This is a genomic window from Sphingobacterium lumbrici, from assembly GCF_006476045.1.
GTDB classification, from domain to species: Bacteria; Bacteroidota; Bacteroidia; order Sphingobacteriales; family Sphingobacteriaceae; genus Sphingobacterium; species Sphingobacterium lumbrici.
The window spans coordinates 1-15,132 of record NZ_SRZY01000008.1 but is presented as its reverse complement, the minus strand read 5'-3'; the positions used below and the strand labels follow the sequence as shown (position 1 = coordinate 15,132).

The 15,132-nt window shown below is 37.2% G+C and carries 13 protein-coding genes and 1 tRNA gene; 10 read left to right on the top strand and 4 right to left on the bottom strand.

Features of this window, described 5'->3' with window-relative positions; translation table 11 throughout:
- Window positions 1-72 precede the first annotated feature (72 nt).
- Window positions 73-1,074: a 3-keto-disaccharide hydrolase gene (locus E4F24_RS01725; RefSeq protein ID WP_140936878.1), complete on the top strand. Its 1,002-nt coding sequence runs from the start codon at window positions 73-75 to the stop codon at window positions 1,072-1,074.
- Window positions 1,075-1,145: 71 nt separating this feature from the next.
- Here the strand turns inward: E4F24_RS01725 and E4F24_RS01720 are convergent, their stop codons facing one another.
- The 3 genes from E4F24_RS01720 to E4F24_RS01710 all read right to left on the bottom strand — a co-directional run bounded on the left by E4F24_RS01720 (window position 1,146) and on the right by E4F24_RS01710 (window position 2,867).
- On the bottom strand, window positions 1,146-1,451 hold the full coding sequence (locus E4F24_RS01720; RefSeq protein ID WP_140936877.1) for a Smr/MutS family protein: 306 nt from the start codon (window positions 1,449-1,451) through the stop codon (window positions 1,146-1,148).
- Between the two features lie 22 nt (window positions 1,452-1,473).
- Complete coding sequence (locus E4F24_RS01715; protein ID WP_140936876.1) at window positions 1,474-1,863, bottom strand: group III truncated hemoglobin; 390 nt, start codon at window positions 1,861-1,863, stop codon at window positions 1,474-1,476.
- A 215-nt stretch (window positions 1,864-2,078) separates the two neighbouring features.
- Window positions 2,079-2,867, bottom strand: a complete 789-nt coding sequence (locus tag E4F24_RS01710) for a hypothetical protein (protein ID WP_140936875.1) — start codon at window positions 2,865-2,867, stop codon at window positions 2,079-2,081.
- Window positions 2,868-3,142: 275 nt separating this feature from the next.
- Between E4F24_RS01710 and E4F24_RS01705 the strand changes: the two genes are divergently transcribed.
- Window positions 3,143-3,216: transfer RNA gene (locus E4F24_RS01705), tRNA-Pro, on the top strand.
- Window positions 3,217-4,099: 883 nt separating this feature from the next.
- Here E4F24_RS01705 and E4F24_RS01695 read toward each other — a convergent pair.
- Window positions 4,100-5,011, bottom strand: a complete 912-nt coding sequence (locus E4F24_RS01695) for an HNH endonuclease (RefSeq protein ID WP_140936874.1) — start codon at window positions 5,009-5,011, stop codon at window positions 4,100-4,102.
- A 71-nt stretch (window positions 5,012-5,082) separates the two neighbouring features.
- Between E4F24_RS01695 and E4F24_RS01690 the strand changes: the two genes are divergently transcribed.
- Genes E4F24_RS01690 through E4F24_RS01655 form a run of 8 tightly spaced genes read left to right on the top strand, consistent with a single transcriptional unit; the run spans window position 5,083 to window position 14,896 of the window.
- Window positions 5,083-5,355 carry a helix-turn-helix domain-containing protein gene (locus E4F24_RS01690; protein ID WP_140936873.1) on the top strand — a complete coding sequence of 91 codons (273 nt, stop codon included), beginning with the start codon at window positions 5,083-5,085 and terminating at the stop codon, window positions 5,353-5,355.
- 6 nt (window positions 5,356-5,361) lie between these two features.
- Window positions 5,362-6,171, top strand: a complete 810-nt coding sequence (locus tag E4F24_RS01685; RefSeq protein WP_140936872.1) for a hypothetical protein — start codon at window positions 5,362-5,364, stop codon at window positions 6,169-6,171.
- Between the two features lie 54 nt (window positions 6,172-6,225).
- The gene (locus tag E4F24_RS01680) at window positions 6,226-8,913 is read left to right on the top strand and encodes a class I SAM-dependent DNA methyltransferase (RefSeq protein ID WP_140936871.1); all 2,688 of its coding nucleotides are present in this window, start codon (window positions 6,226-6,228) and stop codon (window positions 8,911-8,913) included.
- A gap of 3 nt (window positions 8,914-8,916) precedes the next feature.
- A complete protein-coding gene (locus E4F24_RS01675) occupies window positions 8,917-9,990 on the top strand; it encodes a DNA-binding protein (RefSeq protein WP_140936870.1) in 1,074 nt (357 codons plus the stop codon).
- Between the two features lie 3 nt (window positions 9,991-9,993).
- A complete protein-coding gene (locus E4F24_RS01670; protein ID WP_140936869.1) occupies window positions 9,994-10,422 on the top strand; it encodes a type II toxin-antitoxin system death-on-curing family toxin in 429 nt (142 codons plus the stop codon).
- Window positions 10,423-10,482: 60 nt separating this feature from the next.
- Window positions 10,483-12,417 carry a DEAD/DEAH box helicase gene (locus tag E4F24_RS01665; protein WP_140936868.1) on the top strand — a complete coding sequence of 645 codons (1,935 nt, stop codon included), beginning with the start codon at window positions 10,483-10,485 and terminating at the stop codon, window positions 12,415-12,417.
- Window positions 12,410-13,678 (top strand): GIY-YIG nuclease family protein, encoded by a 1,269-nt coding sequence (locus E4F24_RS01660; protein WP_140936867.1) that lies wholly within the window; start codon window positions 12,410-12,412, stop codon window positions 13,676-13,678. Before E4F24_RS01665 ends, E4F24_RS01660 begins: the two co-directional genes overlap by 8 nt.
- A gap of 30 nt (window positions 13,679-13,708) precedes the next feature.
- Window positions 13,709-14,896, top strand: coding sequence for a Shedu anti-phage system protein SduA domain-containing protein (locus E4F24_RS01655; protein WP_140936866.1), 1,188 nt, complete (start codon window positions 13,709-13,711; stop codon window positions 14,894-14,896).
- The last annotated feature ends 236 nt before the right edge of the window (window positions 14,897-15,132 follow it).

Here is a 15,132-nt window from a genome sequence, read left to right as displayed (position 1 = left end):
AATGCGTCATTAAATTGATTCATCCTCCTCGATGAGGTAGGTAAGTTTATTATTTAATTAAAAAAAAACGATATGCTCAAAAAATATGTAGGCTATGGTACATTGCTGTGTCTGTTAACGCTAAGTGTGATTTCATGTGATACGAATTCTTCTAATCGACAAGAAGCTGAAGAAATACATAATCCTGCGTCGCAAACCATTCCTGAAGAGTCTAAAGACTTAATTGGTCGCTGGGATTTGACGGTAGACCAAAATGGAAAGGAAGTTCCATCTTGGTTAGAGGTTAAACTGTCCGGTTTTAACACATTGGTAGGTTCTTATGTCGGTGATAGTGGCAGCAGCAGGCCTATTTCTCATATAAAATTAGTAGACGGTCAGTTTTCTTTTGCTATTCCCCCGCAATGGGAAGGAGGCGAAGGCGATTTTGTGATCGAAGGAAGATTGGATGGTGCAAATTTAAGTGGTACAGTTACGACAAACAAAGGCGAGAAATATAATTTCACGGGTGCTAGAGCACCTTATTTGGTGCGTACAAATGCGCCTGTTTGGGGAGAGTCTGTTGAATTGTTTAACGGAACGGATTTAACAGGATGGACGGCATCGACGGATGATAATCAGTGGGTAGTAAAAGAAGGCGTGTTGACAAATCTAAAAGCAGGCGCGAATTTAATAACAACACAAAAGTTTGACGACTTTAAACTGAACGTAGAGTTTCGTTATCCGGAAGGAAGTAATTCAGGAATTTATCTTCGTGGACGGTATGAAGTGCAAATTGAAGACTCGCCGAAAGATAAGCATCCGGGGTCTCTTTACTTTGGGGGCGTTTATGGATTTCTTGCGCCTAATGAAATGGCTACTTTAGGTCCTAATGAGTGGCAGACTTATGAGATAACATTGATAGGAAGACTGGTGACTATTGTATCGAACGGTAAAACTATTATCAGCAATCAAGAGATACCGGGTATTACAGGTGGTGCGTTAGATAGTAAGGAAGGGGAGCCGGGTTCGATCTATTTGCAAGGGGATCACGGTCCTATCGAATTCCGTAAAATAAGTATTACACCGGCACGATAACTCCTTAATATAAATAAATGTGTGTCGTTATTGAATTATAGACTCCGTAGAGAATTCGTTATCTAGGGAGTCTATAATCCAATATGAACAACAACGATATCGTCGTTTTGATAGGAAGGATGATAGGATGCTATAGCACCTGATCTTTTATAAGATTCCAATTCGTTATAAATTTCTCGTCGAAGTGTCCCTTTTCCCTTCCCATGGATAAATCGGATTTCAGTATATTCCCAATAGATGGCCGCATCTAATGTCTCCCGTAATAATTCTAAGGATTCTGCGAGTAGTTCATCCGCGTCATAGTCTTCCCAATCTGATAGGAATGTATCAGCGTGTAAATCGACAACGTTAGCAGGCCTTCGCAATTCTCTCGCCATTTTACAAAAATAAAAATTCTGCTTACAGTAATATTGGTTTGTCGGGATTGTTTTGGATGTATGCTAATTTGTGTTGAAACATAGTCGCCATTTTTTTTGCTCGCCATTTAGCTTCGTCTGCTTTAGGTCCCAAAAAGAGACGATCTATGGTGCTATTGAAAAGACTAAGCCACTGGTTAAAATGCACCTCGCCAATGGGTAAATGTGCATGTGGTGGAAAAGGGCGGCCGTCATAGGTGTATTCTCCCAATAGTACAGTTTGCCAAAATCGATACATTTTATCGAGGTGCTGAGGCCAACGGTCTTGAATGTTTTGATTGAAAATAATTCCAAGTATATCGTCGTGTCGAATATTCGTGTAGAATGTGTCAACGAGCATTTTGATGTCATCCAAACTGTCAATATCTTTCATAGCCCAAGCATTTTAGTGATGTAAATATCGGAAATAATAAACTACTATCTGTCAATTCAGTGTTTTAATTTTGATTAGAGTATATAGAGGTATCTGTAAAAAAGCCGTCCGAGCTTCGTTATCTCAAGGTGTTTGATTGGGACAAAGAGGGCAGTTATATCTTCGAATTGATTCCATTTGTCTCCTATTTGTAGTAGAAACATACATGACAAGAGCTATTGTTTTTTTATTATTTTAAGAGACATTTCTTTCGCTTCTGGTATTTTGTTTCTTTTAATCAGTTCAATATAGGCTTTAAGTGTTATATATGTTTCAGAAGTCGGGTACACTTCTTCTAGGTAGGCATACGCATTGATGAAGTATTCCTCTACTTTGTTTTCGTGATTTATCGCTGGCGTATTGCTCATCCCAATCGTTAAAAATAATAAATACGTTTTATATTGTTTATAGGCTTCGGCTTGGAGACTTTTGCTGGTAACGGACTGGCTGAAATCTTCCCACCAGATAGTGCGCTGTACGAATGTTTCGAAGGGAATACCGATAGCCTCATCATCTGCAAAGCCTTCTGAATTTTCTTTTGCTAATTGTCTTAGGTATATTTCCATTGTCGGAGAAGCATATTCATAAAAAGTTTGCGCTATATATGCAGGGTAGGATTTTGTGTAATTTTTGCGGTCATCTGTTGTTCTTTCATTTCTATTCAATTCGACTTTTTCATGATAAGTTAAAAACTTTAATATGCCCTCGTCATTTTGAATGCTATCATCTTTTGAGAAAATTTCCACGAACTTATTTGTGGCTTTTGTAATGCCATTAATATCTGTCGTGTCTAATGCAAGTAGATAGTCCTCAAATTGATCCACTTTAGTAAGCGTATAGTCGTTCGAGATAGAGGTCGTATCTGTATTTTCAGAATTTGTGTTGGTATTATTCCTGTTATCATTTTGACAGGAGATGAGTATGAACAGTACCGTTATATTGATTGTGGCAAATTTAATCTTCATAGAATTTTAGAAAAGGGATAAATAACTGCTAAATATAGCTAAATTTTAAAACATCTTATATTATAGAATACATTGTTGTGAACAGGTTTCTTTGTGATGAGCAAAGAATAATGTTGTTTTGACTCGTTTTAAAAACTATTAGAATTTAGGTGAGGTTGCCCTCGTGTTAAAATATCTTTCAAAAAATCAGGTAGTTGTAATTTAAGTTTGATATAGATGTTGATAGTTTGGAAAAAGCTTCTTATATTTGCATCACTTTAAAGGTGATACCTTTTCGGGGTGTAGCGTAGCCCGGTATCGCGCCACATTTGGGATGTGGAGGTCGTAGGTTCGAATCCTGCCACCCCGACAGAAGCCACTGATAATCAGTGGCTTTTTCTGTTTTTTTTTCGTGCATATTTCGGACAATTTGTATAAATTTTACTATTGTTAAGTTGGGATAACTTTTGAAGAATTATCACTTTTTTCAAATGGCCAATAGGATTGAAGTCATTCTGGATCATGCTCAAAAGTTGTGTTTATGCAAAAATATTAACTAATATATATAAGACGAATTTGACATCTTTTAATCCTCTAAACTGTGCTCTGAACGCTTTAATTTTAGCATTCTTTACTGAGGGAGGATAAGAAATGCCTTTTTTCCTTTTTACACGAAGGTGCAGAGATTTTTGAAAATAAAGTTTTGATCATCAAATGTTTTTATTGGATTTTAATCCAATAAAAAAGGGCTTTTACAGCCCTTTTAATATGTTGATATGGTAATTTTCTGGTGAGTGGAACCTATGCTCTATATAATAGTTCTCACGCTTTTTGAATGTGTAGTTTTACGTCCACCCAGGTTCCACATTCTTCTGTTTAGTTTTGAATAAATCATATCACATCCTTTTCTTATCATAATCCACAATTTCTTTATTTCTATAATCTGTACTCCCAACTGTATCCCCGTCACTATATTCAGTAAAAAATTAACCCAAGATGGACAGTATCCAACACCATTCAACAAAGCGATGATAGTAAGCAATCATACTTTTATTACTATTACAAAGATAGTAACAATATTTCAGGTTTGGTACACTTCAAAAACGGACCATTGGGTCATTTTTGAATACTAGTTTCTTGGCCTTAACAATCATGGAAGGATGAGATTAAAAAAACGGAAGCTTATTCTTCCACAGAATGTAATTATATTGCGAAAATTCAGTTCAAATGAAATGCTGTTTTAATTGGCATCGTTAGATCTTATAAGTAATTGAACTTATGTTGAACTTTACATCACCCGATATTGTTTTAATGCTTTTCAAGTTTTCAAGGTCAGTAGATTCAGGGTGAGGAAGAAAAACAACGTATTTGTGAAGTTGGTCATCTAATTTAAAACTCAAATTCACAACCAAAGCTTGCAAATTTAAAGGTGTATTGATGACACCTAAATCAGTATTTTCTAATGGCGCGTGTCCTGCCAGACATACAAATGGAAAGTCTTGCTCATTTTTACGGTTATTCAAAATATCCAAAATAACACCATAGGTGTTTGATTTATAACCTGATCTATCATATAGCAAGTCGTATCCAATTCGTGAAAATGCGGTTAGGTACGCACATTTTAGTATAGTTTTAACTTTAAGTTTGGTAGACATTTGTCCAGAAACTTTAAAAGATAGTCCATTCCAATTATCAAATAAACCTTTAAATTCCATGACTTTGACGTTATGCTGTGAAGTCATGAATTTTATATTCATCTTATTAACTTCTGAAGCTTGTAATCTTTGTAATGAAAATCCTGTTGTGATACCTTTCATCTCTAAACTCTCAGCACTTATTTTTGCATTTAGAACTTTACCATGTTCTAAGAAGTTTTTCGTTTGAAAAAATAGAAGTAGGTCTTTGTCTGAAGTATGTCCATCTGTATTATTAACTTCTTTAGCTACGAGGACCAATTCTTTTCCTCCAAGGCTTTTGGGCGGGACATGTTCTATTGTTAGTTCTTTATTTTTAAGGCTCTCAATTGAGTATAAATTTAGAGAAATTGGACATAGGTATAATTCATCAGGAAGCGTAAAATCTCCTGCATTAATTGTTATACCGTGTTTTTTGAACGTTTCTTTCCAATTGGATGCAAATCTGCTAAAAAAATGCTGTCTATTCATTGCTTCTCAATATAGGCAAAAATCCATATATTAGCCAATAATTGTCAAGTCAAATTTCAAAGCAAAAGATTATGATTGGAGAGAAAATCCGAGAGTTGCGGGAAGCGAACAATGTTTTGCTTCGACAGCTTGCTGCTCAATTGGATATGGATACTGCCTTGTTGAGTAAGATGGAACGTGGTGACCGCGCATTTAGGAAAGAAGACCTAGTGAAAATAGGTTCAATTTTCAAAGTTTCTGAACGAGAATTGTTGATTGCGTGGTTGGCAGATAAAGTACTTAAAGTAGTAGATAATGAGTCGTATAAAAAGGAATCATTGAAATTAGTTATGAAAATTATTTAGTATCCAATGAGTTTTATCCAATCTAAAAGATTAAAGCAACGTAATGAAGGGTTAAAAGAATTAGGAAGATCTCTTGACAATAAGGAGAAAACCCTGATTATACACTACTCTTGCGAGTCTTTTGTGAATTTACATGGGAGAAGTCCTCGCATAACATCTATCTCAATTCGTAATTTACAGACAGGACAAACTATTTCATTTTCAATTCATATTCAGGCTCAAATTAATCAAATCGATTTTAATAATTTATCTGATACTGATTACGATAAATTAGAATATGATATGCTTGATGAGTTTTACCGTTTTGCTAGAGAAAGGCTTAAATTTAAATGGATTCATTGGAATATGCGTGATACTAATTTTGGGTTTGAAGCCATTTCAAATAGATTTCGAATTCTTTGCGGCATTCCGTTAGAAATTGATATTGAAAATAGATTTGATTTGCCTAGAATCTTAACTAAAATATATACGTATGATTATGAAGATCATGGAGATAGAGGTAAATTACTGAGTTTGTGCCAAAGGAATGGAATTTCCTGCAGAGATGCTTTGAGTGGTAAAAATGAGGCTGAAGCTTTTGAAAATAGAAACTATCTTGCTCTTCATAAGTCTACCCTGAATAAGGTTAGTATTATTGAAAGTATTCTAGAGAAAATTGATAGTAATAGCTTAAAAGTGAAAGTAAACCAAAGAACAATTTATGGATTATCTATTTCAGGAATAAAGGAGATTATTTCGAATAATTGGATTTTAAGTGGAATTTGGAGTTTTGCAGTATTTTGGTTAGGATTTTTCGTGCAGAAATATTTCGGTTAGAAATAGACCTACAGAATATTTTGACTAGTTAATTAACCGTGTTGTTATAAGAATATGACCATTGCTCAAATAGAGGATAATATTAAGGGGCTGATTGCTTCTATTGATTCTGATACTTTTATATATAATTTTTTGTTGGCGTTTGGTACTCCGAAGGCTACTGTCGCTCGTCTTCAGTCGGGGAAGATAAATCTTGGCGAAGCCGATGGGGAGCTTGTTTGGAAGAAAAAGCTTCTTTATAGACAGGTCGCTGCGAGCACTAATCTGCTGGAGTTGGTCCAGGAACTTCGAAATGATGTGCGGTTGAAAAAGTCGCAACCTCGTTTTGTGATGGTGACGGATCTGGAGACGTTGTTGGCTGTGGATTTGTTGACTAAGGATACTTTGGATTGTAAGGTAGCTGAATTGGATAAGCACTTCGATTTCTTCTTGCCCTTTGCTGGTATCGAGAAGGCTCAGTATCTGTCGGAAAACCCTGCTGATGTTAAGGCCGCGGAGAAGATGGCTAAGCTTTATGATCAGATTAACCTGGATAATCAGTTTTCTACTGAAGATGAGATTCATCAGCTGAATGTTTTCTTGTCACGGTTGTTGTTCTGCTATTTTGCTGAAGATACGGGGATTTTTGAGGATAAATTGTTTACTGCTGCTATTACGAGTAATACCAAAGCTGACGCTAGTGATACACAGGAATATCTTCGAGATCTTTTCTTGATTCTGAACACGGGCGATGCTGACCGTACCAATGAAAAGCAGTACTTGCACAAGTTTCCTTATGTAAATGGTGGGCTCTTCCGTGAGGTGTACCCTATTCCAGTGTTGTCTGTTAAATCGCGAAACTTAATTCTGGAATGTGGCCAGTTGGATTGGTCGGCTATTAATCCGGACATCTTTGGATCTATGATCCAGGCTGTAGTCACGACGGATAAGCGCGGTGGATTGGGGATGCATTATACTTCGGTTCCTAATATTATGAAGGTTATCAATCCTTTATTCTTGGACGAATTGGTGGAAGAATATCAAAAGGCCAAGGGCAATGTAAAGCAATTGAATGCTTTGATACAGCGGATCTCCAATATCAAGATATTTGACCCCGCTTGTGGATCTGGTAACTTTTTGATAATTGCTTATAAAAAGCTTCGTGAATTAGAGATTCAAATACTCAACGATTTGACGGAGCTTAAAGGAAATAAGGGGACAGGTACTTTGGATTTTGTGTCCTTCAACTCACTAATTAGCTTAAATAACTTTTTTGGGATTGAGATTGATGACTTTGCTCATGAGATCGCTCGATTGTCTTTATGGTTGGCAGAACATCAGATGAACCAAACTTTTAGAAAAGAGTTTGGACATTCTAGACCGGCATTGCCGCTAAAAGATTCGGGTAAGATCGTTCGTGCTAATGCTTGCCGTATTAATTGGGAAGAAGTTTGCCCGAAAGAAGATGGGGATGAGATTTATATTTTAGGAAATCCACCTTACAGAGGTAAAAAAGAACAAACAGATGAACAAAAGTCAGATTTGAACTTTTGTTTTAAAGGAGTTACTAATGTCGGAAATTTGGATTTTATTTCTTGTTGGTTCTTTTTAACTTCAAAATATATTTCCACTAAATTTATTAAAGCAGCATTCGTATCGACAAGTTCAATTTGTCAAGGTGAACAAGTGGAACCTCTATGGACAAACATTTATAAAAATGGTATTGAGATATTGTTTGCGTATACATCTTTTATGTGGAAGAATAACGCAAGAAAAAATGCAGGAGTAGCTGTTATAATTGTTGGTTTACAATTGAGAAGGGAGTCAATTAAGACTCTATATGTAACTAATGAAAAAAGAGTGAATATTCATGAGTCGAAAAACATAAATCCTTACTTAGCATTAGGTTCTGAAACTATAGTCTCAAAAAGAAAAAACATCTTAAGCGTTTTTCCAGAAATGTGTAATGGAAGTATGGCTAATGATAATGGTTTGTTTTTTCTAGAAGATTCTGATTACAAAGGCCTCTCAAAAGATTTACAGATTTATTTTAGAAAGTCTTTAGGAGCAAAAGAACTGTTTTATAAAATAAATAGATATTGCCTGTGGCTGGATGAAAGTATTTTACCGAATGCAATAAAGTATGATTTTATTAAGGAAAAAGTAGATGCTGTAAAAAAATTCAGGTTAAATAGTAGTCGCGCTGCAACCAGAAAATTAGCTTCTGTTCCATATAGATTTGGAGAAGTTAGGTATAAAGCAAGTGATTCTATCATTGTCCCTGGATTATCTGCCGAAAAAAGAGAATATATTCCAATTGATATTCTTCAAGCAGGAACAGTTGTTACTAATCTTGCACAAGTGATTTATGGTGGAGAAGTATGGCATTTTGGAATGCTTACATCAAAGATGAATAATCTTTGGGTTAGATCAACATCAGGGTATTTTAAGAAAGATATTAGATACTCACCTGTATTATCATACAACACCTTCCCTTTTCCAAAAATCAGTAAAGAGAAAGAAAAAGAATTGGAGGAATACGCTTATCAAATTTTGGAGATAAGAGAGCGTTACTCAGAGAAAACATTAGCGCAGCTTTATGATCCGGATAAGATGCCGGATGATTTGCGAGAAGCTCATCGATTAAATGATTTGGCTGTAGAGTCTTGTTACCGCGCGAAACCTTTCGATTCGGATGAGGAAAGGTTAGAGCATTTGTTTAAATTGTATGAGAAAATGATTGCAGCAGAAAAAAAGAAATAAAGTATGGCAGCTGACTTGACTACATCGCCTGTTGATAGGCAGAATATATTAAATAATCCCGAAGCGCTGGATAGTATCCAGGAGTTTTTGGGTATTACAGGCATGCTCTATGATGGGCAATATCGGTTTACGACGACGCAATTGGCCGACTTCTTTGATGTGTCCGATCGGACCATAAAACGCTATGTAGAAAATCATTTGCAGGAACTGGAGCATAATGGCTACTGTGTATTGCGTGGCGTTAAATTGAAACAATTCAAAGAATTATTCGGTCACTTGATCTATCAAGAAATGGATCTTGGTTCTGATAGGGACATGGATGTCCCTATCAGTAAGGAATTGACTGATAAACAGAAATTAAGCAAGGTGAATAAGCTGTCTTTGTTTAATTTCCGTGCCTTTCTAAATCTCGCGATGATACTTGTCGACAGCGAGCGTGCCAAATCAATTCGCAGTGCTATTCTTGATGTGGTGCTAGACCTGGTGAATCAAAAACTGGGGGGATCTGTGAAGTACATCAACCAGCGTGATGATGAATATCTGTTGGCTATCGTAAAAGAGCCGAAATACAGGAAGGAGTTCACGAGTGCACTGAGCCGGTACCTGAATATGGGTAATGCGAAGTACAAGTTCTATACAGACGCTATTTACCAAGCGATATTTAAGGAGCAGGCCAGCGAATATAAAGAGCTGCTGCAGCTTGATGAAAAGGATAATGCAAGAGAGACGATGTATGCTGAAGTATTGAAGCTTATTGCGTCGTTTGAAATTGGTATAGCGGATGAAATGAAAGAGGAATATGACCGCATAGGCCGGCAGCTAGAACCTACAGAACTGAATGCCCTTATTCATCGATTTGTAACCAGGAGACATTGGGAACCCCAGCTGGAGGATGCACGTGTCAAGATGGCTTCGCGGGATTATGGATTTCGTGATGTGGTGCATAAGAAACTGGAAAGCTATATCGATAGCATTTCGCCGAATGACTATCAGACGTTTTTAGGTGAGCAAAGTAAAAGTCTCCAGGAACAGATTGATGAGAATATTGAGGTTTTCAAACGTCTAAAAGATCGCTAGCGGATGGGAACACAATATTTTGACGTTGCACACGCCATTAGTGTACATGACGATATTATCGATAAATCCGGTGGACTCCATGGCATCATAAATGAGGGGTTGCTGGCTAGTACTTTGGAACATCTACAAAATGATTTTTACTATGAAAGCTTTATTGATAAGGCCTGTCATTTGTTTTACTCGATTAATAAAAATCACTGCTTTCAGGATGGAAATAAAAGAGCTTCGATCGCACTTACGGCCTATTTTTTCGAGCTGAATGGACTGGATTATAAAGTCAGTCATTTTATGGTTCAAATGGAAAATATAGCTGTTCATGTGGCCGATAATAAGATTGATAGAGATTTACTACATGAAATCATCGATTCTATAGTTTATGAGAGTGACTATTCGGAATCATTGAAATTAAAGATATTTAATGCCTTGCTTTAACATGCAGTCTTCACAGAGGGACATCAATGTCCCTCTGTGAATAATAAACCAATTATAAGAATGGAGAATATTATTCAAGTAACATACGGACAAACGGGGGCTTCAACAGCATCGGACACGATAGGGATGCGTGAGATGCAGCAAAAGGCATTTCAGGCGCGTAACAATCAATTGCTATTAATTAAAGCTCCACCAGCTTCTGGTAAGTCACGTGCTTTGATGTTTATTGCACTGGATAAGTTGGTCAATCAAGGGATCAAGAAAGTGATTGTAGCTGTTCCGGAACGCTCTATTGGTAGTTCTTTTGCACGAACCGATCTGATGAAGTATGGGTTTTTCGCAAATTGGGAACCTAACGAATTGTATAATCTATGTACACCTGGCTTGGATGGCAGCAAAACTAAAGTAGATGCTTTTGTAAATTTCATGCGTAGTGATGAGAAAATTCTGATCTGTACACATGCAACTTTGCGATTTGCCTATGAAGCTTTAGAAGATTCGGATTTCAACGATTGTTTATTGGCCATTGATGAGTTTCATCACGTGTCTGCAGATGGAAGTAATATTTTAGGTTCGGTATTGCGCAGTCTTATTAATAATTCTACGGTACACCTGGTGGCGATGACAGGTTCTTATTTTAGAGGTGACTCAATCCCTGTATTAGCTCCTGAAGACGAGGCGAAGTTTGCGAAAGTGACCTATAACTACTATCAGCAGCTGAATGGCTATAAACATCTGAAGTCTTTGGGAATTGGTTATCATTTCTATCAAGGGAGATATTATACCGCCATCAATGAAGTGTTGGATACGGATAAAAAAACTATTCTGCATATTCCTAATGTTAATTCGGGTGAATCGACCAAGGATAAATATGAAGAGGTAGATCGTATACTAGATATGATTGGTGATGTAGAAAGCGTGGATCCAGATACCGGAATCATCACCGTGCGAAGGCGTGAAGATGGAAAGCTGCTGAAAGTAGCGGACCTAGTGAATGACGATGCTAAGCAACGAGAAAAAACGGTGGGCTATCTACGTGATATCCGATCGGAAGATGATATGGATCTAATCATCGCACTAGGTATGGCCAAGGAAGGATTTGACTGGCCCTATTGTGAACATGCACTGACGGTTGGTTATAGAGGTTCGCTGACCGAGATCGTGCAGATCATTGGTCGTGCAACTCGGGATAGTGCAAATAAGACACATGCGCAGTTTACCAATCTATTGGCTCAGCCGGATGCCAAGAGTGACGATGTGGTTATTGCTGTAAACAATATGCTGAAAGCTATTACTGCTTCGCTGTTAATGGAACAGGTGTTGGCGCCGAACTTTAACTTCAAGCCTAAGCGTGATGAAAAAGATATTGAAGAGCCTGGTACCATTAAGATCAAAGGATTTAAGGGGCTTGTCTCTAAGCGCGTAAAAGATATCGTCGAAGAGGATATCAATGATCTGAAGGCTGCTATATTGCAGGATAAGGATGTTACGAAGGCTTTGTCAAGTACCATAGACCCGGAAGTGATCAACAAGGTGCTTATCCCTAAAGTAATCAAAATGCGGTACCCGGATTTGGAAGAAGAAGAGCTGGAAGCGGTTCGTCAATATGTGGTGACAGATTCGGCTGTAAAAACAGGAACAATATCGGAGGTGGGTGATCAGAAGTTTATTACTTTGGCAAATCAGTTTATAAATATTGAAGAAATCTCTATAGACTTGATCGATACTATTAACCCGTTTCAGCGGGCTTTTGAAATATTGTCTAAATCTGTCACAGTTCCTGTTTTGAAAGCTATCCAAGATGTGCTGCTGGCCTCAAAGATTAAGATTACAGAGGAAGAAGCACTATTAACCTGGCCTTCTATATTGGCATTTGTAAAAGAACAAGGACGGGAACCTGATGTGCATTCTACTGATCTGAAGGAACAGCGCTATGCGGAGGTGTTATTGTATATACGTGATAAAAAACGTAAATCAGTGAGTCAAAATGGATAAGAAAGTTTACCACAGTTTAGAAGATATCTTTGCCGATGATGCGTTTAACCTACTGGAGATTAAACCGGAGATGCGCCGGATTACTGAAGAGGAACGTTTACTTCAATCATTTCAGGATATTAATGATTTTGTCTCTGAGCATGGTAGATCTCCGGAACGGGATAATGGTTTCAAAGAACGGATGTTGGCTGCTCGACTGCAGGGATTTGTCGAAGATCCGGGGAAGATTTCTGCGCTTAGTGCATTTGATGAATTCGGCTTGTTGCCTGTTGTGGAGCTTATGGAAACTGTTCCTGAAGAGCCTGCTGAGGTTATTGATGAGCTGGATTTTACTTCGATGCAGGTTACATCTTTTGATGATTTGTTGAATGCTGATCCTTTTAATCTTTTAGGGGGTATCGAAGAAGAGCAGCTACAGATATTTGATACGTCTAATTTGCCTCAGCTGGATAAGGATCGAGAGAAAACGGATTTTGTAGCGAGAAGAAAACGATGTAAGGATTTTGATCGTTATGAGCCTATGTTTAAGACTGTTCATGCGGAACTGAAATCTGGTGATCGGAAGTATGTTGAATTTAAAGCAGGTACGCTGCAAGCAGGTACTTTCTATATTCACAAGGGTGTTATTTTCCTTCTGGAAAGTATTGAGGTGACCCGAGCGGATCATTATAAGGAAGATGGAACGCGAGTCCGATTTGACGGCCGTACGCGCTGTATTTTTGAGAATGGGACGGAATCTAATATGTACTTGCGATCGGTTGAGAAAATGCTTTATGGAGAGGGATCCGCTATATCACACTCGAAACGTACGGATAGTGAAGTTTTAATGAGAAATACGCATTTGGTCAACGAGAGTGACCAAGAGTCTGGATTTATTTATGTGCTGAGGTCTAAGTCTACTGATCCGGTAATCCGTGGGATTAAGAACTTGTATAAAATCGGTGTGGCACGTAATAGTGTGGAGGATCGTATTAAAAATGCGCGGGATGAGGCGACTTATCTTATGGCTGACGTGCATTTAATTTCTAGGGTGGCTTGTTATAATCTTGATGCGTATAAGTTTGAGCAGTTGATGCATACTTTTTTTGCAGCTGTGTGTTTGGATCTGGAAGTGGCGGATAAGAATGGCTTTAAAACTAGGCCCAGGGAATGGTTTGTGGCTCCTGTCGATGTGATCGAACAGGCGGTAGATTTGTTTGTGTCTGGGGAGATTGTCAAGTACCGATATGATGATAAGGCGCAAAGGATAGTTTTGAAATAAACAACACTTATACTTGATAAAAGATGTAATATGAGTAGCAATTTAGAAAAGCCATACTCCTTTGAAGAAAGAGATCTTCCAGGAGAAGTTTCTAAAGAAATAAGTAAATCAGATGACTCAGAGAGTATTTTTTTTACACCGCCTAAAGAAGCTGTTTTAAGCGATCGCAGAGGGGATTGGAAACGTGCGATCATAACAATAGACAGAGGAAATAAACTTCTAAAGCTTTATCCTTATCAGGTATGGGGAGTTGAACCAATGAAAAATCGTTACTTGAAATTGAAAACTATCAATTTTGAATTAAAAGAGAACGAATTGTCGGACTATGACTCCATTGATCTGTATGATTTTTTGGATGAAGTGTTGCCTAATTCTTTTTTAAAAAATTATAATTTTGGTTTAGGATTTAAGAAGAATTATCGATCAATTGTAAAATCCCTTGAGGACTTTGAAATTAACGAATTAACCATTGTATATTCTGAAAAAACAGCTTTCGATATCTCGAAACATACAGCGATAATTAACCGAGTTGATTTGAATGAAATATGCAACGGGATTGACAGTCTTACAAAAAGGGTTCAGCGGTTGTCTTACAATTTAAAACGTGAATCTGTGGGAAGTTGGATCGTTCAATCTATGAATGGAGAGCACGAAAGTACTTATCAAAACATGTCCAAAGAAATAACAAAACAGATTGGATCTGCAAGAAAATTCCTTTTTGATGGTGCTAATAAAAGAGAGCAAAAAGATGCTATGGATGTAATTCGTAGAAACGGTACTAAGATACTCAGAGAGCAACCTCTTGAATTAAATAAGCTTCGAAATGAGATTGAGTTAGTATCGCTAGAACAATTAATCGATAACTATGTTAACATGTTAAATGTTAGTACTACGGAAGCTCAATGGCAAAAGTTATTTGAGCAAAATCCTTTTATCCTAAATATGATCTTTGGTGTCCCAATCATGATGGTTCAAGGGCAGGCTACAGTTGGAGGCCGAAATTTTAGTGGTAAGGGAGATAAAATTACAGATTTTTTGGTTAAGAACGCTATAGGGGGCAATGCTGCATTGATTGAAATCAAAACACCTTCTATGGAATTGTTGAAAAGGAATACTTATAGAGGAGGGGTATTTGGTCCTTCGGATAAGCTAACGTCTTCTGTTAATCAGGTACTCGATCAAATATATCATTTTCCATTCAAAACCTCTCTCAATTGATAGTATTTTAAATACTTGATATGCAAATTCTGCTATCGATTTTATAAGGCGATCAATTTTTTTGTAATCTAATATTATTTCAAATTCATTTTCGTTTATTGGATTGAATGTATGCGCCCGATGAACTACATATTTGATTGCTCGATACTTTTCTTATAGTTCTGCGGATAGAGATCCTTTAATTTTTTATGGTTGATCGACATGATATTTTGTAGGGTATGTTTTAGCCACTGAAA